At 42.0% G+C, this 26,756-nt stretch carries 21 protein-coding genes and 1 tRNA gene; 16 read left to right on the forward strand and 6 right to left on the reverse strand.

Going from position 1 to position 26,756, the window contains the following annotated elements; translation table 11 throughout:
• Positions 1–47: 47 nt before the first annotated feature.
• On the forward strand, positions 48–617 hold the full coding sequence (locus MURRU_RS04000) for a DUF4136 domain-containing protein (RefSeq protein ID WP_014032138.1): 570 nt from the start codon (positions 48–50) through the stop codon (positions 615–617).
• A gap of 216 nt (positions 618–833) precedes the next feature.
• A complete protein-coding gene (locus tag MURRU_RS04005; protein WP_014032139.1) occupies positions 834–2,585 on the forward strand; it encodes an aromatic amino acid hydroxylase in 1,752 nt (583 codons plus the stop codon).
• A gap of 14 nt (positions 2,586–2,599) precedes the next feature.
• Here the strand turns inward: MURRU_RS04005 and MURRU_RS04010 are convergent, their stop codons facing one another.
• The 3 genes from MURRU_RS04010 to alaS all read right to left on the reverse strand — a co-directional run bounded on the left by MURRU_RS04010 (position 2,600) and on the right by alaS (position 7,024).
• Complete coding sequence (locus MURRU_RS04010) at positions 2,600–3,214, reverse strand: DUF4230 domain-containing protein (protein WP_014032140.1); 615 nt, start codon at positions 3,212–3,214, stop codon at positions 2,600–2,602.
• The gene (locus MURRU_RS04015; RefSeq protein WP_014032141.1) at positions 3,211–4,182 is read right to left on the reverse strand and encodes a GSCFA domain-containing protein; all 972 of its coding nucleotides are present in this window, start codon (positions 4,180–4,182) and stop codon (positions 3,211–3,213) included. Before MURRU_RS04015 ends, MURRU_RS04010 begins: the two co-directional genes overlap by 4 nt.
• A 229-nt stretch (positions 4,183–4,411) precedes the next feature.
• Positions 4,412–7,024 (reverse strand): alanine--tRNA ligase, encoded by a 2,613-nt coding sequence (alaS, locus tag MURRU_RS04020; protein ID WP_014032142.1) that lies wholly within the window; start codon positions 7,022–7,024, stop codon positions 4,412–4,414.
• Between the two features lie 103 nt (positions 7,025–7,127).
• Between alaS and MURRU_RS04025 the strand changes: the two genes are divergently transcribed.
• From MURRU_RS04025 to MURRU_RS18205, 10 genes are all read left to right on the forward strand, one after another.
• Positions 7,128–8,105, forward strand: coding sequence for a M23 family metallopeptidase (locus tag MURRU_RS04025; protein WP_014032143.1), 978 nt, complete (start codon positions 7,128–7,130; stop codon positions 8,103–8,105).
• Complete coding sequence (locus MURRU_RS04030) at positions 8,105–8,434, forward strand: MerR family transcriptional regulator (protein WP_014032144.1); 330 nt, start codon at positions 8,105–8,107, stop codon at positions 8,432–8,434. The genes MURRU_RS04025 and MURRU_RS04030 overlap by 1 nt, the downstream gene beginning before the upstream one ends.
• 19 nt (positions 8,435–8,453) lie before the next feature.
• Entirely contained in the window at positions 8,454–9,053 is a 600-nt protein-coding gene (locus MURRU_RS04035; protein WP_014032145.1) for a LemA family protein, read from the forward strand.
• Between the two features lie 3 nt (positions 9,054–9,056).
• Positions 9,057–9,494 (forward strand): TPM domain-containing protein, encoded by a 438-nt coding sequence (locus MURRU_RS04040; protein WP_014032146.1) that lies wholly within the window; start codon positions 9,057–9,059, stop codon positions 9,492–9,494.
• The gene (locus MURRU_RS04045) at positions 9,475–10,263 is read left to right on the forward strand and encodes a TPM domain-containing protein (protein WP_041801292.1); all 789 of its coding nucleotides are present in this window, start codon (positions 9,475–9,477) and stop codon (positions 10,261–10,263) included. The genes MURRU_RS04040 and MURRU_RS04045 overlap by 20 nt, the downstream gene beginning before the upstream one ends.
• The gene (locus MURRU_RS04050; protein ID WP_148261478.1) at positions 10,217–10,795 is read left to right on the forward strand and encodes a hypothetical protein; all 579 of its coding nucleotides are present in this window, start codon (positions 10,217–10,219) and stop codon (positions 10,793–10,795) included. The genes MURRU_RS04045 and MURRU_RS04050 overlap by 47 nt, the downstream gene beginning before the upstream one ends.
• Positions 10,796–11,008: 213 nt before the next feature.
• Complete coding sequence (locus MURRU_RS04055) at positions 11,009–16,570, forward strand: alpha-2-macroglobulin family protein (RefSeq protein WP_014032149.1); 5,562 nt, start codon at positions 11,009–11,011, stop codon at positions 16,568–16,570.
• 10 nt (positions 16,571–16,580) lie between these two features.
• Positions 16,581–18,953 (forward strand): penicillin-binding protein 1C, encoded by a 2,373-nt coding sequence (pbpC, locus tag MURRU_RS04060; protein WP_041801296.1) that lies wholly within the window; start codon positions 16,581–16,583, stop codon positions 18,951–18,953.
• A 72-nt stretch (positions 18,954–19,025) separates the two neighbouring features.
• Complete coding sequence (locus MURRU_RS04065; RefSeq protein WP_014032151.1) at positions 19,026–19,790, forward strand: HNH endonuclease; 765 nt, start codon at positions 19,026–19,028, stop codon at positions 19,788–19,790.
• A gap of 14 nt (positions 19,791–19,804) precedes the next feature.
• Positions 19,805–19,939 carry a DNA cytosine methyltransferase gene (locus tag MURRU_RS18205; protein WP_417870666.1) on the forward strand — a complete coding sequence of 45 codons (135 nt, stop codon included), beginning with the start codon at positions 19,805–19,807 and terminating at the stop codon, positions 19,937–19,939.
• A 90-nt stretch (positions 19,940–20,029) separates the two neighbouring features.
• On the opposite strand, the gene der is transcribed toward MURRU_RS18205, so the two are convergent.
• Positions 20,030–21,331 carry a ribosome biogenesis GTPase Der gene (gene der / locus MURRU_RS04070; protein WP_014032152.1) on the reverse strand — a complete coding sequence of 434 codons (1,302 nt, stop codon included), beginning with the start codon at positions 21,329–21,331 and terminating at the stop codon, positions 20,030–20,032.
• Positions 21,332–21,407: 76 nt separating this feature from the next.
• Here der and MURRU_RS04075 point away from each other — a divergent pair, with 76 nt between their 5' ends.
• Positions 21,408–21,923, forward strand: a complete 516-nt coding sequence (locus tag MURRU_RS04075; protein WP_014032153.1) for a hypothetical protein — start codon at positions 21,408–21,410, stop codon at positions 21,921–21,923.
• Here the strand turns inward: MURRU_RS04075 and era are convergent.
• The gene (gene era / locus MURRU_RS04080) at positions 21,920–22,801 is read right to left on the reverse strand and encodes a GTPase Era (RefSeq protein WP_014032154.1); all 882 of its coding nucleotides are present in this window, start codon (positions 22,799–22,801) and stop codon (positions 21,920–21,922) included. The genes MURRU_RS04075 and era overlap by 4 nt on opposite strands.
• Positions 22,791–24,155 carry an alanine/glycine:cation symporter family protein gene (locus tag MURRU_RS04085; RefSeq protein WP_014032155.1) on the reverse strand — a complete coding sequence of 455 codons (1,365 nt, stop codon included), beginning with the start codon at positions 24,153–24,155 and terminating at the stop codon, positions 22,791–22,793. Before MURRU_RS04085 ends, era begins: the two co-directional genes overlap by 11 nt.
• Positions 24,156–24,374: 219 nt before the next feature.
• Here MURRU_RS04085 and MURRU_RS04090 point away from each other — a divergent pair.
• The 3 genes from MURRU_RS04090 to MURRU_RS04100 all read left to right on the forward strand — a co-directional run bounded on the left by MURRU_RS04090 (position 24,375) and on the right by MURRU_RS04100 (position 26,700).
• Positions 24,375–24,447, forward strand: a tRNA-Met gene (locus MURRU_RS04090).
• Positions 24,448–24,626: 179 nt separating this feature from the next.
• A complete protein-coding gene (locus tag MURRU_RS04095; protein ID WP_014032156.1) occupies positions 24,627–26,147 on the forward strand; it encodes a helix-turn-helix domain-containing protein in 1,521 nt (506 codons plus the stop codon).
• Between the two features lie 73 nt (positions 26,148–26,220).
• A complete protein-coding gene (locus MURRU_RS04100; RefSeq protein ID WP_041801298.1) occupies positions 26,221–26,700 on the forward strand; it encodes a helix-turn-helix domain-containing protein in 480 nt (159 codons plus the stop codon).
• The last annotated feature ends 56 nt before the right edge of the window (positions 26,701–26,756 follow it).

Genomic DNA, 26,756 nt, shown 5'->3' on the forward strand with positions numbered 1-26,756 from the left:
TATTTGTGGTTTATTTAATTACATCTCAAGAATTTAAAAAAAGTACTATGAAAAGTTTAAAACGTTTTGCACTGATTGTCTTTTCCTTTGGTTTGTTGGCCTCCTGTACTTCCGTACGGGTGATTTCCGATTACGACCAAAAAGCTGACTTTAACACCTATAAAAGCTATGCTTTTTACAAAACTGGTATAGATAAAGCCCAAATTTCGGATTTGGACAAGAAAAGAATTTTAAGGGCCATTGAGGCTGAAATGGGTTCTCGTGGATTTGTGAAATCCGACAACCCCGATGTTTTGATCAGTATTTTTACCAAAGAGCGCGAACGTGTGGACGTCTACAACAACTACGGTTGGGGCTGGGGCGGATTTTATAGCCCATGGGCCTGGGGTCCCGGTTGGGGCTGGGGAGGCTATGGCAACAATGTTAGCACCCGTACCGAAGGTTCTTTGTACATCGACTTAATCGATGCCAATAAAAAAGAACTGGTTTGGCAAGGTCGTGGCGTAGGTACATTGAACAATACCAAAAACATTGAAAAGAAAGAACAACGCATCAAAGAATTTGTTTCACAGATTCTTGAGGAATACCCCCCAAGCACGGCTGTGGCCGTAAACTAAAAAACAGAAGGTTGCCTAAAAAGCAACAAAATTTTGATTTTGTCAGGTTGAGCGCAGTCGAAACCCATTCATTATCATCATGGTTTAGGTTCTCGACTGCGCTCGAACTGACAGGCTACAAGCTTTTTAGGCAACCTCTTTTTTATTACCCTTAACTTTCCTTAAGAGAAAATCCATTCTCTATTTCGTATCTTTAAGTCGCACAAAAATTGACTTATGAGCTACGAATCCAATCCTATACTGGACAAACTACCGAAGCACCTCAAACAATTCATAAAACCACAAAATTATGAAGAGTACACGGCCATTGACCAAGCTGTTTGGCGCTATGTGATGCGCAAAAACGTGGATTATTTGAGTAAAGTGGCCCACAGCTCCTACGTGGATGGATTAAAAAAGACAGGGATTTCCATAGACCATATTCCCAATATGTACGGAATGAATAGAATCCTCAAGGAAATTGGTTGGGCCGCCGTTGCGGTGGATGGTTTTATCCCACCTTCTGCCTTTATGGAGTTCCAAGCCTACAATGTGCTCGTGATCGCTTCGGATATTCGACAACTTGAAAATATAGAATATACCCCTGCACCCGATATTATTCATGAAGGTGCCGGACACGCTCCCATTATTGCCAATCCAGAATACGCTGAATATTTGCGCCGTTTTGGCGAAATTGGCTGCAAGGCCATTTCCAGCGCCAAGGATTATGAACTTTACAATGCGGTGCGACATCTTTCCATCATCAAAGAAGCACATGGCACCCCGAAAAGTGAAATAGAAGAAGCCGAAAAGCATATTGAGCACCTTCAGGAAAACATGGGTGAACCCAGTGAGATGGCCCTCATTAGAAATTTACATTGGTGGACCGTGGAATATGGTTTGATCGGCACCGTGGACAACCCAAAAATTTATGGGGCGGGGCTACTTTCGTCCATTGGGGAAAGTACGTGGTGCATGACGGACAAAGTGAAAAAGATTCCATACTCCATTGAAGCGGCCCACACGGAGTTCGATATCACCAAACCCCAACCACAACTTTTCGTGACACCCGATTTTGCATTTTTAAGTCAGGTTTTGGAAGACTTTGCCAATACCATGGCCGTGCGAACAGGAGGACTTTCAGGCATCAAAAAGTTGATGGGTTCCAAAGCGCTTGGTACCATCGAATTAAGCACTGGGCTCCAAATCTCTGGAGAGTTTAGCAATGTAATTGAAAACGACGGGAAACCTATCTATATACAAACCACGGGCGGTACGGCCCTTGCCTATCGTGAAAAAGAGTTGGTCGGGCATAGTATTGCACAACATGCCGATGGTTTTGGCTCACCTATCGGAAAGTTGAAAGGCATCAACATCGCCATTGAAGATATGGGTCCACGTGATCTTAAAGCCTATAAAATTTATGAAGGGGAACAAATTGCCTTGGAGTTTGAAGGCGGCATCAAAGTGGAAGGAACCATAGTAACGGGCACCCGAAACTTAATGGGTAAAATTATTCTTATCACTTTTGAAAATTGCACGGTTACCCACAACAATAAAATTTTATTCCAACCTGAATGGGGATTGTACCACATGGCTGTTGGCCAACACATTGTATCAGCTTATAATGGTCCCGCAGACCTTAATAGTTTCGACCTAACCACCCATCAAATTACAGAAAGCACCATAAAATCCAAAAAAGACGAAAAAAGGTTGCAATTGGAGCGGTATTATGAACAAATAAGGCATTTTAGGGAAGGAAAAAACACCACGATTTCACGAAACAAGGTCTTTCAAGCTCTTAAAAAAGACCATCCAAAAGATTGGTTATTGCCCGTAGAATTGTACGAACTGGCCAAACAGGACAACAATCAAGAGTATCAGCAAGAGATTTTGGAACACTTGGAAAACATTAAGCGGGATAACCCCAAGGTAGGCCATTTAATTGATGACGGTCTCCAACTGGTCGATACCGCTTTGGTAAGTTAGGCGGCGGTTAACCACTAATCCAAAAAAGTTTTCAACTGTTCGGCATTTTCAACAGGAGTATTTTCATAGACCAAAGTCCAGCCCATGGTGTTGGTGAGCACCAAAATGCGTGACAGTTCGCTGACCAGTCGGTTTTCTGCATTGGATCTCAAAGAAGAGGCTTCGATTTTCTTCATTAAAGACGCATTCACATTGCGCTTAATGGCATTGTAATCCCCTGCGTTGAAAGGATTCAAGTAATCTGCCGTAACATCGTAGTACTCAAAATCGGGACTGATTTTTATCTCTGGTTCTGGAATTTGGGTGATAGTGAGCAATTTTTGCTCTTCATCCACTTGGTAGTTGATTTTGGACATATCATAGGCGATGGACACATCGGCATTGACTACAACCAGTGCTTTTTTGTGTGCGGTTATTAACGGCCCGAACAATTCTTTGGAATCTTTGTAATTGTAAACTTCGGCAAAGTGCCCTTCGGTAACCACTAATTTGGATACGTTTCGTAATTCCTGTTGAATGAGCATGGAATTCTCTTCCAGAATTGACTTTTGTTCACGGTCATCGGTACACGATTTATAGATTAAAACCGAGGCCAAGGCAATTACTGCTCCTGCTAAAACTTTTTTCATAAAGAACTCATCTTGAATTTTATGAAAGGATATCTTTCTTGAAGATACGTAATTTTTGTGCGGAGCGATGTTTTGAACTTTTGATGTGCTTCGGAATCGGGGTTAAAAGGTCGGTGCATCAAGCCTTTTTGAACGGCATCCACCTCGTCCATAATAGAGTAAGCATCTTCAGCAATCCAAACGGATTTGAAGCGCTCCCATATATAATCGACTGCCAGTTCGTTGGGGTGCACCATATCTTTTCCGTAAAAACGGTAATCGCGTAGCTCGTCCATCATAATTTCATAGGATGGAAAATAGGACAGCTCTCTCGACTGCGCTCGAGATGACAAAACGGATTGAACTGCGGTAATTAGGTGTGCCTTGCTCTGCTGGTTCTCTACAAAACCATCTTTTAAATGACGAACGGGAGAAATCGTGAAGATGATTTGTGCATGGGGATTCACTTTTTGAATCATTCCCACTAAATTATTGAGACTGGACTCGATTTTGGTTACGCTCAACAATTTTTTAGTGAATTGCTTTTGGGGCACCTTATGGCAATTGGCCACTATTTTATTTGAATCCTGATGCTCATACACCCATGCAGTTCCGAGGGTGATAACGATATGGGAAGAAGTTTCCAACCCTATTTTGGTTTCTCTCAACCTTTGGCTGAGGAATTGCAATAATTCCTCCGAATCTTCGGAGCGTAAATCGGAATGGGCATCAAAACAACGCCAAATACCGTCTTGCTCAAAAATTTCCTCCTTTTGATAAGTTTCTTCTTGAATAGATCGTTGAACCAGATTTTCTATCGCCAAAGGATGAAACAATATCCCAAAGGGATTTTGTGCTTGTTGGAACTTGAAGTAATCCAACTTCCTGCCCATATTTTCTACAAAACAAGAACCCAAAAGCATCAATTTATTATGATAATCGATGGGATTATCGCTGGGCGTTAAAGATATCTTGGTCTGTAGTTCCATTTGCTTTGCTAAAAATGTCAGTTCGATTTTTTGGTGGTTGAGCCCTTCGGCTCTGCTCAGGATAAACTAAAGTCGAAACCAAAGAAAAATCGCCTATTTGAAGTAGACAGGTATCGAGAACCAGAATTTCAAGTCAAAACCCGATTCTCGATACAAAATTCCTTTGGAATTTCAATCGATTTGACGGCTTTTGACATCTGTATTTGAAGCCTTCAAAATGCACAACAGGTTATTTAACATACGCTCTTACTTTATCCAGCGCCTCTGGAATCCCGGATGGGTTTTTACCTCCTGCAGTGGCAAAGAAAGGTTGTCCGCCACCACCACCTTGGATGTATTTGCCCAGTTCGCGAACAATGGTTCCTGCATTCAGGTCTTTTTCGGCCACCAAACCCTTGGAAATGTAGCAGGACAATATAGCTTTTTCGTCTTTTTCGGAAGCCAGTAATAGGAATAGGTTTTCCACCTGACCCCCCATTTCAAAGGCTAAATCTTTAATGCCACCTGCATCCAAATCCACTTTTTTGGCCAAGAATTGGATTCCGTTTACCTCTTCCAATTCTGCAATCAGTTCATTTTTGAGCCCTTTGGCTTTATCCTTCAACAATTGCTCTACCTGCTTTTTAAGGGCAAGGTTTTCTTCTTGCAAACTGGCCACCGATTTTACAGGGTCTTGGGAATTTTTCAACATATCCTTAATCTCGAAGAGCATACGATTGTTGTTGAAATAAAACTCTTTTACGGCATCAGAAGTAATTGCCTCAATCCTTCGAATTCCAGCGGCAACAGCTCCTTCGGAAACTATTTTAAAATGCCAAATATCAGCCGTGTTTTTTACGTGGGTTCCTCCACAAAGTTCAATGGATTGTCCAAAACGGATGGTACGGACCGTATCGCCGTATTTTTCCCCAAAGAGTGCCATCGCACCTTGTTCCATGGCTTCTTTCATGGGAACATTACGGTTTTCTTCCAAAGGCAAGTGACCATCAATACGGGCATTGACAAAATTTTCGACTTTCCGTAGCTCTTCCACGGTCAATTTTGAAAAGTGGGAGAAATCAAAACGTAAATATTTAGAATGTACCGCAGAACCTTTTTGTTCCACATGAGTTCCCAACACTTCGCGCAAAGCTTGGTGCAACAAGTGCGTAGCTGTATGGTTACAGGCCGTTCTCCAACGTTGTTTTTCGTCCACAACCGCTTTAAAAGTTCCCGAAACTTCTTTTGGCAACGATTTTGCAAAATGAACAATCTCGTTGTTCTCCCTTTTGGTGTCAATAATATAAGTGACATCGCCATTAGGAGCTTCCAAATAGCCTTTATCTCCAACCTGACCACCGCCTTCGGGGTAAAATGGGGTAAGATTGAACACCAATTGATATTGGTCTCCTTCTTTTTTACTGGTCACTTTACGATACTTTACCAGTTTTACATTGGCTTCGAGACTATCGTAACCTATAAATTCTTGTTCAGCATCGGTCAACAAAACGTTCCAATCATCCTTGGACACTTCGGAAGCTGCCCGGGAACGGTCTTTTTGTGCTTTCAAGGCTTTTTCAAACCCCTTCGTATCCAATTGATAGCCTTTCTCTTCTAAAATCAGAGCGGTTAAATCTATCGGAAAACCAAATGTATCGTACAATTCAAAGGCCTTATCGCCAGCAATGGTTTTATCTTTAGATGAATTTATCACGGAATCCAACAACACCAAACCTTGTTCCAAGGTGCTCAAAAAAGAGCTTTCTTCCTCCTTGATTACATTTTCTATCAACTGATATTGCTCCTTCAACTCTGGGAACGCTTTGCCCATTTGTTCGCCCAACACCTTCACCAATCTGTAAATGAATGGTTTGTTGGTGTCCAAAAAGGTAAATCCGTAGCGAATGGCACGGCGTAAAATCCTTCGGATTACATAACCAGCACCTGTGTTGCTCGGTAATTGGCCATCTGCAATGGAAAATGCTACGGCACGCACATGGTCGGCCACCACACGGATTGCGATATCGGTCTGCTCGTCCTTGCCATATTTTTTCCCTGTAATAATTTCCACCTCACGAATCAGCGGGGTAAACACATCGGTATCGTAATTGGATTGTTTTCCTTGGAGTACCATACAAAGGCGCTCAAAACCCATTCCTGTATCAATATGCTTTTCGGGAAGGGGTTCCAGACTTCCATTCGCCTTACGGTTGAACTGCATAAAAACCAAGTTCCAAATCTCCACCACTTGCGGATGGTCCTGGTTTACGAGCGAAGCTCCATCCACTTTTTGTTTTTCTTCCTTGGGTCTTATATCCACATGAATCTCGGAGCAGGGCCCGCAGGGGCCTTGGTCGCCCATTTCCCAGAAATTGTCCTTTTTGTTTCCTTTTATGATTCGATTCTCAGGTACGATTGCCTTCCACAGATCGTAAGCTTCTTGATCCAATGGCAATCCATCATCCTCACTTCCTTCAAAAACCGAAACATAAAGACTTTCCTTATCAATTTTGAATACCTCGGTGAGCAATTCCCATGCCCACGCAATGGCTTCTTTCTTAAAATAATCCCCAATACTCCAATTCCCCAACATTTCGAACATGGTGTGGTGGTAGGTATCCTTCCCAACTTCTTCCAAGTCGTTGTGCTTACCGCTCACCCGAAGACATTTTTGGGTATCGGTCAATCTTTTGCTCTTTGGAACGGAATTCCCCAAAAAGTACTCCTTAAACTGGTTCATGCCGGCATTGGTGAACATCAATGTAGGGTCGTCTTTCATCACCATGGGCGCCGATGGTACAATCTTGTGGTTCTTTTCTTTAAAAAAGTTTAAAAACTGGTTTCTAACTTCTTGGGATGTCATTGAATTCCTAGGGTTTTCTTAAATTTAACACTTTAAGCAAAACAATTTTTATATTTGTTTGTTTTGATTAAATGAGTGAGCAAAAATAGGATAAAATCCATTCATGTCTAAAGTAAAGTACTATTACGATCCGGACACACTTTCTTATAGAAAGATTGAGCCGAAGAAATCCAAAAGATACAGGAATATTTTCTTGTTCTTGCTGGGCTCCGCACTGTTCGGTTTCCTTGGACTGATTATTCTTTTGAACACCCGATGGGTAAATACGCCCAAGGAACTTTCCCTTGAACGAGAGGTTCGGAATTATGAACTTCAGTATGACATCATGAGCAGGAAGATGGACCAAATGGAACAGGTTTTGGCCAATATTGAAGATCGTGACAACAATATTTACAGATTATATTTTGAAGCGAACCCAATACCCGAAGAACAGCGCAGAGCTGGTTTTGGGGGTGTCAACCGCTATAAAGACCTTGAAGGTTTCAACAATTCGGAAATTATAATTGATGCGGTAAAGCGATTGGACATCATCCAAAAGCAAATGGTGATCCAATCCAAATCCTTGGATGAAATTGCCAAATTGGCTGAAGAAAAGGAAAAGTTACTGGCTGCCATTCCTGCCATTCAGCCCGTTAGCAACGAAGACCTTACCCGTATGGCCTCTGGTTATGGTTGGCGATCGGACCCCTTTACCAAAGCACGTAAAATGCATTGGGGCATGGACTTTACCGCTCCACGCGGCACTCCAATATATGCCTCCGGTGATGGAAAAGTGGTGCGTGCCGACAATAGGTCGTCCGGTTATGGAAAACATGTACGAATCGACCATGGCTACGGTTACATCTCACTGTACGGACACATGAGCAAATACAATGTTACTGTTGGCCAAAAAGTAGAAAGAGGTGATCTAATCGGCTTTGTTGGTAGCACGGGACGTTCTCAGGCACCCCATGTCCATTACGAAATATTTAAGGATGGGGAACGTATCAACCCCATTAACTTCTACTACGGAAGTTTGTCCACGGAAGAATTTGAGAGTATGCTCAAATTGGCCAATCAAGAGAACCAATCGCTGGATTAATGCACGTAGACCTACCCGAAAAACGATACTATGGTATTGGCGAAGTAGCCAAGGCCTTTGGGGTAAACACCTCACTGATCCGTTTTTGGGAAAAAGAGTTTGATGTGCTCCAGCCAAAAAAAAATGCCAAGGGCAATCGTAAGTTTACACCACAGGATATCCAAAACCTTCAGTTGATCTACCATTTGGTGAAGGAACGCGGGTTTACCTTGGAAGGTGCAAAAACACATCTGAAAGAAGAGAAACAAAAAGCACTTTCAAACTTTGAGGTGATTCAGAAATTACAAAAAGTAAAGGCGGAACTCCTTAAAATAAAAGAACAACTATAAACACTTTAACCAATAGAAAATGAAAAAAGGTATTATAGCCATTATTGTCCTAGGGCTTTTAGGGGTAATCGTTGTAGGATGGTACGTAAGGACCAACAACAACCTCATCAACATGAAAGGACAGGCCACCAAGCAATGGGCCAACGTGGAGAGTTCTTACCAACGCAGAAGCGATTTGGTCGGGAACTTGGTAAAAACAGTGCAAGGTGCTGCCGATTTTGAACGGCAAACCCTAACGGACGTTATTGAAGCAAGGGCAAAAGCCACCTCAACCAGCATTGATGCCAACAATATTACTCCCGAACAATTGGCAGAGTTTCAACAGGCCCAAACAGGACTTTCCTCCGCCCTATCAAGATTATTGGTTACCGTGGAACGCTATCCCGATATAAAGGCCAATCAGAACTTTTTGGAGCTACAGTCCCAATTGGAGGGTACGGAGAACAGAATCAATGTTGAACGTAACCGTTTTAACGATTTGGCCGGGGAATACAACATTAAAATACAGCAAATCCCAACCAATATTGTGGCCAACATAGCCAATTTTGACCCAATGGCACTTTTTAAATCAGATCCCGGTTCGGAAGATGTTCCCGAAGTGGATTTTGAATTCAATTAAATTATGTCGCACGTAGAAGAGTTTTTGACCGCCGAGGAAGAAAAGGAAATTGTTGAGGCCATTGTTGAGGCCGAAAAAAATACTTCTGGTGAAATACGGGTACATATTGAAGCCTCCACCAGAATAGATCATTTTAGCCGGGCACAACAAATTTTCCACTTTCTAAAAATGGATAATACCAAAGAAGGAAACGGTGTACTTGTTTATGTGGCCGTGGACGATAAAAAATTTGTGATTTACGGCGGACAAGGTATAGACCGGGTTGTTCCCAAAGGTTTTTGGGGTACCACCAAAGACGTAATGGCATCCCATTTTAAAAAAGGAGATTTTAAACAAGGTATCGTTGAGGGAATCCTAATGGCGGGCAAAGAACTGGAAGCCCACTTCCCATGGGACCATAACGACACCAATGAACTGAACGATGCGATATCCAAAGGGTAGTTTGTTACTGGCTTTTTTATGCGTTTCCCTTGCTTGGGGGCAATTCACCATACCCGAGAAACCACAAAAACAAACCAGTGTTTACGATTATGTAAACCTGCTATCCCCATCTCAGAGCAATGCCTTGGAGCAAAAGCTGGTTCGGTATTCCGATAGTACCTCAACCCAAATAGTGGTTGCCATTATTAGTTCCACCGAAGGTGAAAGCATTAATTTTTTAGGGGCACAATGGGGGCAAAAATGGGGCATTGGACAAGCGGACAAAGACAATGGTGTACTTGTGCTTTTGGCCAAAGACGACCGAAGAATTGCCATCAACACCGGATATGGCGTAGAAGGCCGTCTTACCGATTTAATGTCGAGGCGTATTATAGAATCCGTGATTATCCCAGAATTTAAAAAAGGAGATTATTATAGTGGTCTGGACAAAGGTTCCGATGCTATTTTTAAAGTACTTACGGGCGAATTTACCGAGGACCGTACCTTTGGGAGCGGTAAAAAATTCCCGATTGATGCACTCTTCCCTATCATTATCTTTATTGTCATCATCATAATTTTATGGAGCCGTAAAAACAAAGGCGGTGGCCGTAATGGTGGTCGCCGAGGCAGCGGAATCGATATTTGGGACATGATCATATTGAGTAACATGGGCCGTAGCTCAGGTTCTTCCGGCGGTTTTGGCAGCGGAGGCTTCGGAGGCGGAGGCGGCTTCGGCGGTGGCTTTGGCGGAGGCGGTTTTGGAGGCGGTGGTGCCTCTGGGGGTTGGTAATCCAAAAAAAGCAACCAAAGCAGCATTTTTCCATCCATTAAAAAAAGACTTCATGCCTAAAAAATTGCTTGTTTTATTTATTTCCATATTCGTTTTATCGTGCAAATCAGATGACAACTCAATAGATTGTTCTTTGGTGGATTGCTTTGTTGGTGAAGACTCTATCCGACTAAAGTTTTTGAGTTTGGAAAACGATGATAATTTACTGGCTAATGGAACTTTGAATTCAGGAGATATTCAAATTTTCAATGAGCAAAACCAAACCGTTACATTTTCCATAGAAGAATATCCTTCCATAGGAATGATTGTAGTTGTACCTGTTTCAACCGAAGAATTCGGTCAAAAATCTTTTACAATAAATATTGAAGATGAATCATCGTCTGTGAGTTTCAACACAACTTTTATGCAAGGAGAATGTTGCGGCCCCTATACCTCAATAGAAGATGTTGAGACAACTATTTCCTATGATCATACGTTGAAAGAATATGATAGCCTGCCTCTGTCCATCACTTTTTATATTCCCAGCACCTAGTTAAAGTCTTATAAACCTGGGGCCTCCGCCTTTGTTTGGCGCACCTTTTCCCCGAAAGAAATCAAAACTTTGCTCTTTTTATTTAACATCAGTGTAACCTGACCTCATTCATGAATTCAAACCAACTATCCATCAAGTTAAAGGATTCCGCTAATCAATTTTAAGTATCTTGCTTTTGGTTATGGTTTTTTTATTTTAAAATACTCTTTTCTTATGTCCCGGTCATTCAAAACGCTTCTGGTTTCCCTACTAATTCTTGTAGCATCCTGTAAAAAAAAGAACGGTGCTTCCGAGACCGATAATCTTTTTAAGTTCAAGGATTACATCAGTTATCACACCAATGGCAACCAAAGTATTTCCACACCCATTACCATTGCCCTCGCCCAACAATTGGAGCAATTTGAACTGACTCAAGAGTTACCATCAGAATATTTGGACATTTCACCAAAGGTGGATGGTGATTTAGTGATTGAAAATGGCAGAGAACTCCTATTTCAACCTTCGGAATATTTAAAACCCAACACAGAGTACACCATCAACTTGAAGCTCAACAAACTCTTTGAAGATATTGATAGTGAGTTCAAAACCTACACCTTCAGTTTTAAGACCATTGCGCCGAATTTTAAAATCAATTTGGGCAATTTACAGTCGTATAGTAAGGAATGGCAATATGTTACCGGCACATTGGATGCTTCGGACATTCTGGATGCATCAAAAATAAACACGGTGCTTTCCGTAAAGCAAGGAGACAAAAACATTCCTGTAAAGTGGGACAATGCTTCTGAAAATGCACAATACTTCAGCTTCAAAATTGATAGTATATCCAGAAAAACAGCCGATAGCGAACTCACCATAAACTGGACAGGCGACGCTTACAATATTGATAACGAAGGCTCGGAAACCTATCAAATCCCAGGTAAAAATAAGTTTGTGATTATTGATGCCAAAACAACATCCGCTCCAAATGCCGTACTTACCCTGAATTTTTCAGAACCTTTAAAACAAGACCAAAACCTAAACGGTTTGGTCACCATTGAAAACGCTGAAAGCCTTCGATACGAAATCAATGGAAATGTGCTGAGTGTTTATCCCTCCAACCGAATTTTGGGTGAGGTACGTATCAATGCCTTTCAAGGTATTAAAAGTGAGTATGGCTTCACTTTAAAGAACAACTTTTCCGAATTAGTCTCTTTTGAACAATTAAAACCTGCTGTCCGCCTCATTTCCAAAGGAACCATATTGCCCAATGCCGCTTCCACACCTATTTATTTTGAAACGGTCAATCTTACCGCAGTTGAAGTTCGTGTCATCCAAGTATATGAAAACAACATGCTGCAATACCTCCAAAATTATGACTTAACGGAAAATTATAATCCCGATTTCAGGCCTGTGGGTCGAAGAGTAGCATACAAAGTTATTCGCCTGACCGAAGATGACAATAAAAATACCAGTTATTGGCAGGCGCATGGTTTGGATTTATCCAAATTGATTAAGGTTCATCCCGGTTCGTTGTATCGGGTCGAATTCAGCTTTAAGAAAGAACACACCTCTTACGATTGTGGTGATAGTGCAGAAACCGAAGAATCAAAAACCGAATATGCATTGGAACAAAGTTCTGATGAAGCCTCAGAAGAAGAACGCTATTGGGATAATGAAATCTACAATTACAGAAACTATGATTATAATTGGGAAGAGCGTGACAACCCTTGTCACTCGGCATACTACAATTACGATAGAATAGCCGCCACCAATCTATTGGGCAGCGATTTGGGCCTTATCGTCAAAAAAGGAAGCAATCGCTCCCATCATTTTGCAGTGACCAATTTGCTCACCACCCAACCCGTAGCAGGTGCTAAAATAAAGCTCTACAATTACCAACAACAACTCATTGGCGAGACCACTACCGATACCAAAGGTCTATCCGTTTATGATAGTGATAAGGGCATTGCCTTTGCCGTGGCCGAGCACAGCAACAATTTCGCCTACGCCAAACTTGCAGATGGCAACGCATTATCCCTCAGTAAGTTCGATGTTTCTGGCGAACAGCTGCAAAAAGGTTTACAAGGCTATTTGTATACCGAAAGAGGAGTGCACCGACCAGGCGATGTTATCCATTTAACCTTTGTTTTGGATGATAATGCCAATCCATTGCCCAAAGGGCATCCCGTAGCATTGGAGGTCAGTGATGCCCGTGGCAAATTGGTGCAACGCAATGTACTCAAAGAAGGAAGCATTCCCGTTTCGGATGGATTCTATGCCAAAAAAGAAAAGAATTTTTACTATTTCCCTATCCCGACCGATGCTAACGCCCCAACGGGAAATTGGTCGGCCAAAGTGATTGTGGGCGGTGCACAATTCAGTAAAACCTTAAAAGTGGCCACAGTAAAGCCCAACCGATTAAAAGTGGATTTTGCTTTTGATGACGAAGTACTGGAAGCAAATACTTTCAATCGCGGAAAAGCAACCGTAAAGTGGCTGCACGGTGCTCCTGCCCGAAACCTAAAAATTGATATCAATGCCACTTTGAGCCAAACCTCAACCGCCTTTCCAAACTATAAAAATTATATTTTCCAAGACCCAGCTCGTTCGTTCAATGAGACTGAACTGCAATGGATATCAGCAAATTTGGATGCCAATGGTGAATTGGACATCAATAAAAAAATAGAAGTCAATGGCAATGCACCTGGAATGTTGAAGGCAACCTTCACCACCAAGGTTTTTGAGGGTGGAGGTGACTTTTCCATTGATGTATTTTCCAAGAATTTGGCCCCATTTTCAAATTTTGTGGGACTCCGTTCCCCCGAAGCCAAACAATACGGCTCTTTCTTAACGGATGACAATAACACCTTTGATGTGGTCACTGTGGATGCCCAAGGAAATCCATCATCCAACAGAAAACTAAAAGTACAAGTATTCAAAATTGAATGGCGCTGGTGGTGGAACCGCGGTTCTGATAATTTGTCACGCTATGAAAATGCTACCGTACACCGTCCTTTCAAGGAAATGGAGATTACGACCGGAAGTAATGGAAAGGGCAATTTCAACATCAATGTTCCCGATGAAGAAGGAGGCCGATTCTTGATTCGTGTTATTGATGAAGTCTCTGGACACGCTACGGGACGCACCGCTTATTTTTACCGCAATTGGTGGCGAAGACCCGCATCGGCAGATGCGGAAAGTTCTAAAATCTTGATTTTCGCTACCGACAAAGAAAAATACACCCTTGGGGAAGAAGCAACGGTCACTTTCCCATCAGATAAGGGTGGACGTGCTTTAGTAAGCATCGAAAACGGCACGGAGGTCCTCTCCCAACAATGGATTGAGACCTCGGCCAAAGAAACCAAAGCGACCATTCCCATTACTTCGGAAATGGCCCCGAATGCCTATATCAACATTTCCTTGCTGCAACCGCACAGTCAGGTCAAAAACGATCTGCCTATCCGATTATACGGCGTTGTTCCGCTCTTGGTAGAAAACCCAGCGACCTTTTTGGAACCAGAAATCAGTATGCCCGATGTTTTGGAACCAGAAGAATCTTATAATGTCACCGTTTCGGAGGCCAATAAAAAACCGATGACTTATTCGTTGGCCGTGGTGGACGAAGGCCTTCTGGATTTGACACGCTTTACCACTCCCGACATTCACAGTTCTTTTTACGCCAGACAAGCTTTGGGTGTAAAAACCTTCGATATTTTTGATGATGTGATGGGCGCCTACTCTGTAAGTGTGGATAATATCTATGCTATTGGTGGCGGTGGCATCGGTGCTGGTGCCAAAAACCGAAAAGCACAACGTTTTAAACCTGTGGTCACCTATTTGGGTCCATTTACCCTAAAGGCAGGGGAAAAAGCATCACATACCATCGATATGCCGAACTATGTAGGTTCTGTCCGGACTATGGTAGTCGCTGGAAATCAAACTAGTGCCTATGGAAATGCAGAAAAGACAACCCCAGTTCGTAAACCTTTGATGGTTTTAACCTCCATTCCAAGAAAATTATCCCCAGGCGAGACCGTGACCATCCCTGTAACGGTTTTTGCGATGGAACCTAAAGTAAAAAACGTAAAGGTCTCCATCGATGCTGGAAAAGCTTTGGAGCCCATAAGTGGCACTTCCAAAAACATCACCTTCAATGCGGTTGGCGAACAAATCGTCAATTTTGATTTTAAGGTCAACCCAACATCATCGTTCCAGACCATAAAAGTTACCGCTACGGGAGCTGGCGAAAGTGCTAGTAACGAAACGGAAATTGATGTGGAAAATCCAAATCCTGTAACCACCAAAAGTGAATTGTACACGCTCGACCCCAACGGATCGCAGACCATCACAATGGAAACTTTTGGCACTTCTGGCACCAATACAGCGTTTATTGAGTTTTCCACACTACCCCCGATGGATTTCTCCAAACGGATGGATTACTTGTTACGTTATCCCCACGGATGCGTGGAACAGACCACCTCCGCGGCATTCCCACAATTGTTCTTGGCAAATGTGCTGGACATCACTTTTGACAAAAAGAAGGACATCGAGAAAAACATTAAAGCTGCCATTGATAAATTGGGCGATTTCCAAATTCCCAATGGTGGATTAAGCTACTGGCCCGGTTATGGCAATGCCGATGATTGGGGCACTTCCTACGCTGGACATTTTATGTTGGAAGCCAAAAAGGAAGGGTATCAGTTACCGTTGACGTTCCTCAGCAATTGGCTACGCTTTCAAAAAAATGCGGCAAGACAATGGAGCAATCAGAGCACCTATTACAACGATGATATTTCACAAGCGTACCGATTGTACACCTTGGCCCTGGCCCAACAACCCGAACTGGCCGCAATGAACCGTTTACGGGAAACCGAAAACCTCAGCAACGAGGCCAAATGGAGATTGGCAGCAGCGTATGCCTTGGTCGGTAAAAAAGAAGTGGCCCAAGCCATTGTACAAAAGGCCAATATTAATTTTACTCCCAACAATTACAATTACAGAACCTATGGTTCCGTATTCCGAAACAGGGCCATGGCTTTAGAGACTATGGTGATTTTGGGTGACTCCCAACAAAGGGAATTGGCTGTTTCCTTAGCCAAAAATTTATCGTCTCAAAGCTGGTACAGTACCCAAGAAACTGCTTTTGCCCTCTTGGCCATGTCCAAAATGGTGATGAAAAACGGAGGAAGGTCCATCGACCTCACCTTTGCCAACAACGGAAAAGAGGTTGCTGTAAAAACCGACAGGGCCATTGCACAAAGAGAGCTTGCCATTGGCTCGTTCAAAGAGGAGATTGAGGTGAAAAACAATCAAGGCAATACCATTTATGCCACCCTTACCCAAACTGGCAAATTACCAGTCGGTGAGGAATTGGCCCAGCAACAAAACCTAAGATTGTCGGTCAATTACCAAGACCCCCTTGGCAATTCCATCAATGTGGATGAACTGAGACAGGGAACAGAGTTTCAAGCTCAGATTACAATATTTAATGGTTCGGATGATTATATCGATAATGTAGCACTTACCCATATCGTGCCCAGCGGATGGGAAATTGTGGACACTTCATTTGCTGGAGGCAGCAACGCAAATGCTTCAAAAGCGGATTATGTGGATACCAGGGACGACCGTACCCATTTGTATTTTGATATTGATAGCAGAAAGTCGAAAACGTTCACCATAAAACTGAACGCTTCGTTTTTGGGGGAATACTATTTGCCCGGAGCACAAGTAGAAGCCATGTACGATAACACTTATTATGCTAGAAACAAGGGCAATTGGGTCAAAGTTGTTCAGTAGTTTGGTGTGGATGAAGTTTTTTTTATCAGCCCTAAAAAAAACCATTTTAAAACACCGAATCAAGGTTGTCCTTTTATCCATTGTATTGATTTTATGGCTATTCTGTTTGCCAAAAAATCTGTTCAAAGACCCCACCTCAACGGTTGTCGACAGTTCGGAAGGTTCCCTGATCGGTGCTCGCATAGCTGATGATGGTCAATGGCGGTTCCCGCAAATGGATTCTGTTCCGGAACGCTTCAAGCAGAGTATTTTACTGTTTGAGGACGAGTATTTTTATAATCATCCCGGGTTTAACCCAATCTCCATTATCAAGGCCATTGGGCACAACCTCACCAAAGAAACCCGAAGGGGTGGCAGCACCATCACTCAGCAGGTCATCCGTTTGAGCCGAAAAAATCAAAGCAGAACCTATTGGGAAAAACTCATCGAAGTCTTTATGGCCACTCGGCTGGAATTACGGCACTCCAAAGAAGAAATTTTAAAACTCTATGCCTCCCACACACCTTACGGGGGCAATGTAGTAGGTTTGGAAACGGCTGCATGGCGATATTTTGGAATCCCCGCCCACGAATTGAGCTGGGGGCAATCGGCTGCGCTGGCGGTTTTACCCAATGCCCCGGCATTGATTTTCCCCGGAAGAAACGAACAAACCTTTATGGACAAACGAAACCGATTATTGAAAAAATTGTGGGAGAAAGAGGTCATTGACGAAACTACTTACGAATTGGCCATTGCCGAACCACTTCCACAAAAACCAATGCCACTGCCCGATATAGCTCCCCATCTTACGGAACGTATCCGAAACGAGCATCCTGGTGAACGTATAACCACTTCTGTGCAAAGACCGTTACAACATCGATTGAATCTTTTGGCCGAACGGCATTATCGGCAGTTGCAGAGCAACGAAATCCACAATTTGGCTATTTTGGTCTTAGATGTGGAAACCCGAAAAGTGCTTGGGTATGTGGGAAATTCACCTTCAGCGGAAGAGCATTCAAACTACGTGGACATCATCACTAAAAAAAGAAGTACTGGGAGTACCTTAAAGCCATTTTTGTTTGCTTCTTTATTGGATGAGGGAGCATTGTTGCCGAATAGTCTGGTCGAAGACGTTCCCACCGTGATCAACGGATACAACCCTCAAAATTTTGATTTGAAACATGTAGGTGCCGTACCCGCCAGTAAAGCCCTTTCCCGTTCGTTGAATGTACCCGCGGTTAGATTGTTGCGGGAATATGGACTTCAAAAATTCTATAACAAACTCCATAAAATGGAAATGGAATCGTTGGATAAACCCGCTTCCTACTACGGCCTCTCCTTGATTCTTGGTGGTGCCGAGAGTTCCCTTTGGGAAGTGACTTCCACATACGCCTCCATGGCTTCCAGTCTGAATTATTTTTTGAAACATTCCAGCACCTATAGAAACCAAGAGTTTACAGAAGCCTCTTATCTACAGAATGAGACCAAAGATTTTGGGGAAGAGCGGTTTGACCCCTTGGTTTTTGGCGCAGGAGCCATTTATAGCACATTCCAGTCCATGTACGAAGTCAACCGACCGGAAGGTGACGAAAACTGGCAGTTTTTTGATTCCTCACAACCTATTGCATGGAAAACGGGGACCAGTTTTGGCTTTAAGGATGCATGGGCCGTAGGGGTTACTCCAAAATATGCCATTGGGGTTTGGGTGGGCAATGCCGATGGAGAAGGCAGACCCGGACTTACAGGAATCACCGCAGCCGCTCCCTTACTTTTCGACGTTTTGGATGCGCTGCCCCAAAGCGGTTGGTTCCAAGAACCTTTTGATGACCTTACCGAAATTGAAGTATGTGCTCAAAGTGGATTTCGGGCTTCCATTTATTGTGATGACATAAAAAAAGAATTCGTGCCGACCCACGGCACCCGAAGCGGAGCTTGTCCGTATCATCAGCAGGTGTTTTTAGATGCTTCGGAGAAATTTAGGGTGAATTCCGAGTGTTATCCGTTGGGGGATATGATGGCCAAAAATTGGTTGGTGCTCCCTCCTATTTTGGAATATTATTATACATCTTCCAATCCCAATTACAAACCTTTACCGCCTTATTTAGATGGTTGTTCCACATTGGAAAACAATTTAATGGAATTCATTTACCCAAAAAAAAACGAAGCTGTCCTCCTCCCGAAAAATTTGGGTAACAAAACATCGGAAATCATTTTAAAATTGGCCCATCAACAATCCGATGCCGTAGTGTATTGGTATTTGGATGAAACTTTTGTGGGCAAGACCGAAAATTTCCATGAACTCATCTTGGCTATTGAACCAGGGGAGTATGTCCTTACTGCTGTCGATAATCAAGGCAACCGAGTACAACAGTTGGTGGAAGTGCGCTCGGCGTCGGGGAACTAAATGTTCTCTGTAGGTCTAAAAACCAAAAGAACGGTCAGTTTAGATTAAACTACATTTGATTAGCTTTGTTAAATGGAGAGAAACAATTGGTCAAAAGAAGAAACTATTATTGCTTTTAATGTGTATTGTAAAATACCTTTTAAAAGTAGTAGTAAGACCAATCCAACCATTATAAAATACGCAAATATCATTGGGCGTTCTCCGTCAGCACTGAATATGAAGGTTGGAAATTTTGGAAGACTTGACCCTGATTTGAGAAAACAAGGAATCGTTGGTTTAGGAAATGGCAGTAAACTTGATGAGGTTGTTTGGAATGAATTTAATGGAAATTGGGAAAAACTTGCTTTTGAAAGTGAAGAATTGATTGCTAAGTTTCAAAACAAAACCATTGAAGAAAGTGAAGGAATAAATTTAGATGATTTAACCGAAGGAAAGGAACGAGAAACAATTGTAAAAACAAGGGTTAATCAGAGCTTCTTTAGAAGCACAATACTTTCATCCTACAATTTAAAATGTTGCATAACAGGACTGTCAATACCTGATTTTTTGGTGGCAAGTCATATAAAACCTTGGGCAAAAGATAAAGAGAACAGAATTAATCCGCATAATGGACTTTGTTTAAATTCTATTCACGATAAAGCATTTGATAAAGGTTTTATTACAATTACACCTGATTACAAAATTGTACTTTCAAGTCTTTTTGAGAACTATCCAAACGAAGAAGCTGTAAATGACTTTTTCAAAAAACACAAAAACCAAAAAATCAATTTGCCCGATAGGTTTTTACCATCAAAAGAATTTTTAGAATATCATTATGAGAATATATTTATCAAATAATCCGAGCTTACGGAATACAATCTTTCCCTAAAACTTATATCTTCAAAACAACGAGTATAGCAAAAACAGCCCATATGATTGGCAATGCCGTGCCGCCAGAATATGCGGAAGCGATTGGGAAAGCTATTGTAGTAAATCATCAAAGATAATAATTCTTAGACACAAGGTTCTTTTCTCAAATTATTAATCAACTACAATCAGAGTAAGTGGTAGAAGTACACTCGGCGTCGGGCGAATAGTTATTTCTTCCGCATGAAAATGGTCATCGGCACTCCAGTAAAATCAAAATTCTGCCTGATTTTGTTCTCCAAAAACCTTTTATAGGGATCCTTCACATATTGTGGCAAGTTGCAAAAAAACGCAAATTGCGGGTAAGGCGTGGGCAATTGGGTGCAAAACTTGATTTTTACGTATTTCCCTTTGGTAGATGGAGGTGGTGTTTTTTCAATGATAGGAAGCATTATATCGTTCAATTTTCGGGTCGGGATGCGTTTTGAACGGTTTTTATATACGTCCACGGCGGTTTCAATCGCTTTGTAAATCCGCTGTTTGTTCAAAACAGAAATAAAAAGAATGGGGACATCTTCAAAAGGGGATATAACTTCTTTTATTTTGGCGGTATATTCTTTTACCGAATTGGTTTCCTTTTCGATCAAATCCCATTTGTTGACCAGAATCACAATTCCCTTGTTGTTGCGCTGTGCCAACCAAAATATATTCTGTACCTGTCCATCAAATCCTCTGGTAGCATCCAGCATCACAATACAAACATCGCAATACTCGATGGCTCGAACGGAACGCATGACGGAGTAAAATTCCAAGTCTTCTTTCACTTTGGCTTTACGTCGTATTCCAGCCGTATCCACCAAATTGAATTCAAAACCGAATCGATTGTATTTGGTGTCGATACTATCGCGCGTAGTTCCAGCAATATCGGTTACGATGTAGCGGTCCTCTCCTATCAATGCATTGATAAAGGATGATTTTCCTGCATTGGGCCTACCTACCACGGCAAAACGAGGCAATTCGCTTTCCTCTTCTTTTTCATCGGGAAGTACTTTCACCAAAGCGTCCAACAATTCTCCTGTACCGCTACCATTGATGCTTGACAAGGGATAGTATTCACCCAGTCCCAAGGCATAGAACTCCACAGCATCGGCCATACGTTTGCTATTATCGACCTTGTTCACGGCCAAAAAAGTAGGTTTATCTGCTCTTCGCAGCAATTTGGCAACATCTTCATCCATTCCTGTTACGCCAGATTCCACATCCACCATAAAAATGATTGCATCGGCCTCATCTATGGCCAATTCAACTTGTTTGTCGATTTCTTTTTCGAAAACATCGTCGCTGCCCAGAACGTAACCACCAGTGTCAATGACGGAAAACTCCTTGCCGTTCCAGTCACTTTTGCCGTAATGACGGTCGCGCGTAACACCACTGACGGCATCCACTATCGCCTCACGGCGCTGAATAAGTCGGTTAAAAAAAGTGGACTTCCCAACATTGGGTCTTCCTACAATGGCTACGATAGCTCCCATTAGGTTTAATTTTTGGCAAAAATACCATTTATTATGAAGAAAAAATGATACCTTTTTTGATCATTTTCAAATGATTATGAGCGACTTGACCAATGAGATAGTTTTACGGCCCCGTTTCCGCATCTCCCTAAGAACCAATTTAGAGCAATTAGAGACTGTTTTTGATTCCGTTACGGCCAATTCTTTTGTAATCAAAAGGCTCGATGAACACATATTTATAACGTTTAGAAAAGCCGAAATTACCTTTTGGTCACCTCAACTTCACTTGGAACTTTCTTCTTTTGAGGAAGGTGTGAGCAACATTCGGGGGGTATTTGGACCCAATCCTACGCTTTGGACCTTTTTTATGTTCCTGCATTTTGGTGTGGGCACCCTTTTTATCATTTTGGGCATCTTTGCATATTCCAATTATTCTTTGGACAAGGATATTTCTTTGTGGTTGGCGGGCATGTTCTTTTTGGTGGTGATTTGGTTCGCGCTTTACGCCTTTGGCCGCTTGGGAAGAGCTAAGGGAAAAGGACAGATGGAGCAACTGAAACAATTTGTCCGGGATACCATTGCCCCTTTCGAACGAATCAACAATGAATCTTAGCCATTGTACCCAAAGCGCCTGAGCTGCTGGGAATTGCTGCGCCAGTTTTTGTTCACTTTTACATACAGTTCAATATGAACCTGCTTGGCAAAGAATTTTTCGAGGTCTTTACGAGCTTCCACCCCTACTTTTTTAATAGCGCTTCCTTTGTGCCCTATAATGATTCCTTTTTGGGTATCGCGCTCTACCATAATCACGGAGCGAATGCGGATAATGTCCTCATCCTCTAAAAACTCTTCGGTTTCCACCTCAACGGAATAGGGAATTTCCTTTTTATAGTGGAGCAAGATTTTTTCACGAATGGTCTCGTTCACAAAAAAGCGTTCGGGCTTATCCGTGATCTGATCTTTGGGATAAAATGGAGGTGCTTCTGGCAAGAGTTCCAAAATACGGTTGAACACTTCGGTGACATTAAAGTTTTCCAAAGCGGATATGGGGTGAATTTCTGCATTGGGCAATTGCTCTTGCCAATATTGCATTTGTTCTTCCAGTATCTGCTGGTCGGATGTATCAATTTTGTTGAGAAGCAACAATACAGGAATCTTGCTGTTCTGTATTTTTTTGAAGAAGGATTCGTCTTTCAATGCCTTCTCTCCTATTTCCACCATATACAACAGCACATCGGCATCTTCAAAAGCGGATTTCACAAAATCCATCATGGAACTTTGCAGTTCGTAGACTGGCTTTATTATTCCTGGGGTGTCGGAGAGAATCATTTGAAAATCATCACCGTTCACGATGCCCAAAATACGGTGACGAGTGGTCTGTGCCTTGGAGGTAATAATGGACAATTTTTCGCCCACAAAGGCATTCATCAACGTGGATTTACCCACATTGGGATTACCGATAATATTTACAAATCCTGCTTTATGCGCCACCTTTCTTTCTTTTTTCAAAATATTGTTTGGATGCTGCGTTCACCTTTGGTGAAAGGTACAACACAGCAATCATATTGGGTATTACCATGAGTGCATATGATAGGTCAATCAGGTTTTTTACCAATTTTAATGAAGCTATTGCAGCAAAAACAATCATAATAATAAAAAACACATTGTACCATTTTCCGATTTTAGCGTTGGTCAAAAATGAAAGACTCTTCACGCCGTAATACGAATAGGTAAACAGCGTTGACAAGGCAAATGCTGCTACAATCACCATCAGCAGTATATCTCCGATACCGTAAAGGGTGGTTTCAAACGCAGACATCGTCATCACGATTCCACTACCTTCTTCGAGATAGGCACCGCTCAAAATAATAACAACCGCGGTAAAGGTACATACTAAAATGGTATCGATAAACGGTCCCAACATGGCTACGAGTCCTTCTTTTGCGGGTTCGTCGTTACGGGATTGCCCGTGGTACATGGGCGCACTACCTAAACCTGCTTCGTTGGAAAACATGGCCCTACGAACTCCAACGATGACCAAGCCCCAGAATCCCCCTGTGACCATGGTATCGAAGTTCCACGCTTCGACCAATATCATTTTTAGGGCGGGAAAAACTTCATCGGCATGGCTGGCCATTACAAAAATGACCGCCAATAGGTAAATGCCGACCATAAAAGGTACGATTGCCGATGCGACTTTGGCTATTTTGGTAAGTCCTCCAAAAATTACGATAGATGTGATTATGGCCAGAAAAAAGCCGATTCCCAGTTTCCAATTATATTCACTGGTCGCCCAAATGGTCTCTTGGGGTTCCACAACACCCATAAAAGCTTCGGTAAACTGATTGGCGGTAAAAACCCCCAAAAATCCGAACAATCCGCAGACACTAAAAAAAATGGCCATGGGTTTTGCCCATTTTCCCATTCCTTGTGTAATGTAGAACATGGGGCCGCCCTGCATTTTTCCTTCGGAATCTGTGCCGCGGTACATAATGGCCAAACTACCGGAATAAAATTTGATTCCCATACCCAAAAGGGCAGTCATCCAAATCCAGAACACCACACCTGGTCCGCCATCATGTATGGCAATGGCCACACCCGATATATTTCCCAGTCCGACCGTGGCGGCTACGGCTGCAGACAATGCTTGAAAAGAGCTAACATCACCTTTGGCATTTTTATCGTCGTACTTGCCGGAAACCACCGCAATGGCATGCCCAAAGTGTCGGAATGGGGCAAATTTGGAGTAAAACGCCAAAAACAGTCCACCCCCAATAAGGAGAATGAACATAGGCCACTCTGTATAGGGCAAAAGTGAGGATATAAAATCGTTAATTGCGTCCATAAGGTAAAAAGGCCGAATTTATGGATTTTGAGCGGGATTGGCGCTAGTGGAAAAGGAATATTAAGTTTCGTTTGGAAATGATGTAAAAAGCGTTGTATATTTGCCGTCCACATCGCGGGGTAGAGCAGCACCCTTCGACGATGCTCAGGGCAAGGTACCTACACCAACTGAGCATTTTATTGATAATCGACGTTTCCAAAAGAAACAGAAAACATATATCGCGGGGTAGAGCAGTAGGTAGCTCGTCGGGCTCATAACCCGAAGGTCGCTGGTTCGAGTCCAGTCCCCGCTACTAAACAAAAAGCCGAGAAGATTTTCTCGGCTTTTTTTATGTTTTCATCTCAACCCCTTAGTTTATATAGCTTCTAGATGGTAAACTTTTATCGGGGCTTACCTACTTTAATAGTTTATTAGCAATTTTAACAGTTTATTTTCATAAATTGTTAAAGCCTAATTCATCATCAATCAAAAATGAGACAATCTACCAACTATATTGTCTTACTGTTTCTATGGCTGAACACTATGTTAGCCTATGGCATTGCCTCTACTAATGGTTATGCTGGTATCCCTACACCCACAGCGGAAACGTTTAAAGACTCCCTAGATTGGGCAGACTACTATTTTAATATTCACCGGTTTAAGGAAGCAGTACCCTTATATAAAAAAAACCTTGATGTAACCGATAAGGAACAAAAAATTCACATCTTAAAAAAGTTAGCGCTTAGTCAGGCGGCATTGGGGAGGCCTGATGAATCCATTTCATACATCTACGATTATTTTAAAATAGATTTTCAACCTACCTTTCTTTTACATGAGGATTTTGATGGCATTCGAGACGAAGAAAATTTTGCAAAGTTATCTGGAACTGTATTACCAAAATTCACAGGCTGGTCAATTTTTTACTTTTTTGTTTCCCTAATTGGCTTTTACGTCACCTTTGTTTTATTGATCAACAAAAAAATTGACAAACAGGCCAGAATTCTAATCGCCACTTTTGTTTTTATTCATTCCCTTTTCATTTTAAATATATGTATAAACCAGACCAATTATGTGTTCGAGTTTCCACACACCTACCTCATGTCGACTTGGTCTTCCTTTTTATATGGCCCACTGCTCTTTCTTTATTTTAAACGAGTTTCAAAATCAACCGACCTCAACAAAAGCGACCTATGGCATTTTTTGCCCACCTTGGTTTTAACCATATATCTAATTTTTACGGTTTATGGTTTTTCAGGTTCAGAAAAAGTGAACCAAATGTTGCAACGGTTGGAGGAGGGTCTAAATCCGGGAGATTCCACTAAATTATTCTTGATGGTTGCCCTCAAAGCAATTTCGTTGGGTTTGTATGCTTTTTTGGTCCATCTAGTATTGATCAAGAACAAAATGGGCTTGAGCAAAAAAACCAGAACCTGGCAAAAAAACATCTATCTTATACATGTAAGCTATGTAATGGTTTATGTAATTTACGGGGTATATATTATTGCCGGGGTAAACAGTGGAGTACTATACCATGCTCCCATTGTTTTGATGAGCACCATGGTCTTATATGTTGGATATGCTGCCAATGTACAACCCCATGTATTTAGCGGTTTATACGCCTATACCAATCGGCTATTCCCAAAATATATAAAATCCGGTTTAACAGACAGTCTTTCACAAGAGCTCAAAAAGAACCTGAGCGACCTATTTCTAAAAGATAAGCTATACCGCAAAAATGACATCAATCTTGACATGGTGGCCGAAAAACTCGACACTACCCGGCATAATGCTTCACAACTGATCAACGAACATTTTAATATGAGCTTTAGGGAATTTGTGAATTCTTACCGTATTCAAGAAGCCAAAGAACTCCTTGAAAAAGAAAATGAACTCAATATTATAGACATCGCCTACGAGGTGGGTTACAACAATAAGGTATCCTTCAACAAAGCTTTTAAAAAAGACACCCGTCTTACTCCCAGCGAATACCTCAATCACCTAAAACAGGGGTAAAGTCTTATCGGGAACACCTAAAAACAAAGGTTTTATTGTTAACTAGTGGTCATCAATCAAAAATCATCAATCTATGAAACGACTACTAAAGCAACTCGTTTTTAAGTACATTGGGCAGGAGGAGCTGACCTCCGACCCATTAAACGGTCATGAAAAGTACAAGAAGTCCGGACTTACGGAAGAAGAAGCCCTTGCTATTCGAGGGAAAATTAAAAAGGCCTTTGAGGAGGACAAAATTTACAGGAACAACACCATTTGTCTTGACGAGCTTTCGGAACATATCGAAGACAATAGATACAAGGTGTCCCAAGTAATCAATACATACTTCTCCAAAAACTTTTATTCCTTTTTGAACGAATACAGAATAAAAGAAGCCAAACATCTTCTGGTATCGGACCCCACTTTAAGTGTAAAGGCCATTATGTACGAAGTAGGTTTCAACAGTAAGAACAGCTTTTACAGTGCCTTTAAAAAAGTAACAGGGCTTAGCCCCAACGATTACAGAACTGTTGCCTCTGTAGATTTCAATCAAAACAACATACAGATGGCGTAGCAGAACCCATTAAATCGTTCAGAGTTATTCGCAAAAACCTCTTGGAAATCCAAGAG

This window comes from Allomuricauda ruestringensis DSM 13258 (assembly GCF_000224085.1).
Taxonomy (GTDB): Bacteria; Bacteroidota; Bacteroidia; order Flavobacteriales; family Flavobacteriaceae; genus Flagellimonas; species Flagellimonas ruestringensis.

Bases quoted from the DNA above. Each gene is read 5' to 3' on its own strand.
- MURRU_RS04085 (WP_014032155.1), bottom strand. From the start codon at position 24,155: ATGGACGCAATTAACGATTTTATATCCTCACTTTTGCCCTATACAGAG.
- MURRU_RS04030 (WP_014032144.1), top strand. From the start codon at position 8,105: ATGCACGTAGACCTACCCGAAAAACGATACTATGGTATTGGCGAAGTA.
- pbpC (WP_041801296.1), top strand. From the start codon at position 16,581: ATGAAGTTTTTTTTATCAGCCCTAAAAAAAACCATTTTAAAACACCGA.
- MURRU_RS04005 (WP_014032139.1), top strand. From the start codon at position 834: ATGAGCTACGAATCCAATCCTATACTGGACAAACTACCGAAGCACCTC.
- der (WP_014032152.1), bottom strand. From the start codon at position 21,331: ATGGGAGCTATCGTAGCCATTGTAGGAAGACCCAATGTTGGGAAGTCC.
- MURRU_RS04095 (WP_014032156.1), top strand. From the start codon at position 24,627: ATGAGACAATCTACCAACTATATTGTCTTACTGTTTCTATGGCTGAAC.
- MURRU_RS04100 (WP_041801298.1), top strand. From the start codon at position 26,221: ATGAAACGACTACTAAAGCAACTCGTTTTTAAGTACATTGGGCAGGAG.
- alaS (WP_014032142.1), bottom strand. From the start codon at position 7,024: ATGACATCCCAAGAAGTTAGAAACCAGTTTTTAAACTTTTTTAAAGAA.
- MURRU_RS04025 (WP_014032143.1), top strand. From the start codon at position 7,128: ATGTCTAAAGTAAAGTACTATTACGATCCGGACACACTTTCTTATAGA.
- MURRU_RS04055 (WP_014032149.1), top strand. From the start codon at position 11,009: ATGTCCCGGTCATTCAAAACGCTTCTGGTTTCCCTACTAATTCTTGTA.
- MURRU_RS04045 (WP_041801292.1), top strand. From the start codon at position 9,475: ATGCGATATCCAAAGGGTAGTTTGTTACTGGCTTTTTTATGCGTTTCC.
- MURRU_RS04035 (WP_014032145.1), top strand. From the start codon at position 8,454: ATGAAAAAAGGTATTATAGCCATTATTGTCCTAGGGCTTTTAGGGGTA.
- MURRU_RS04040 (WP_014032146.1), top strand. From the start codon at position 9,057: ATGTCGCACGTAGAAGAGTTTTTGACCGCCGAGGAAGAAAAGGAAATT.
- MURRU_RS04000 (WP_014032138.1), top strand. From the start codon at position 48: ATGAAAAGTTTAAAACGTTTTGCACTGATTGTCTTTTCCTTTGGTTTG.
- MURRU_RS04010 (WP_014032140.1), bottom strand. From the start codon at position 3,214: ATGAAAAAAGTTTTAGCAGGAGCAGTAATTGCCTTGGCCTCGGTTTTA.
- MURRU_RS04075 (WP_014032153.1), top strand. From the start codon at position 21,408: ATGAGCGACTTGACCAATGAGATAGTTTTACGGCCCCGTTTCCGCATC.
- MURRU_RS04065 (WP_014032151.1), top strand. From the start codon at position 19,026: ATGGAGAGAAACAATTGGTCAAAAGAAGAAACTATTATTGCTTTTAAT.
- MURRU_RS04015 (WP_014032141.1), bottom strand. From the start codon at position 4,182: ATGGAACTACAGACCAAGATATCTTTAACGCCCAGCGATAATCCCATC.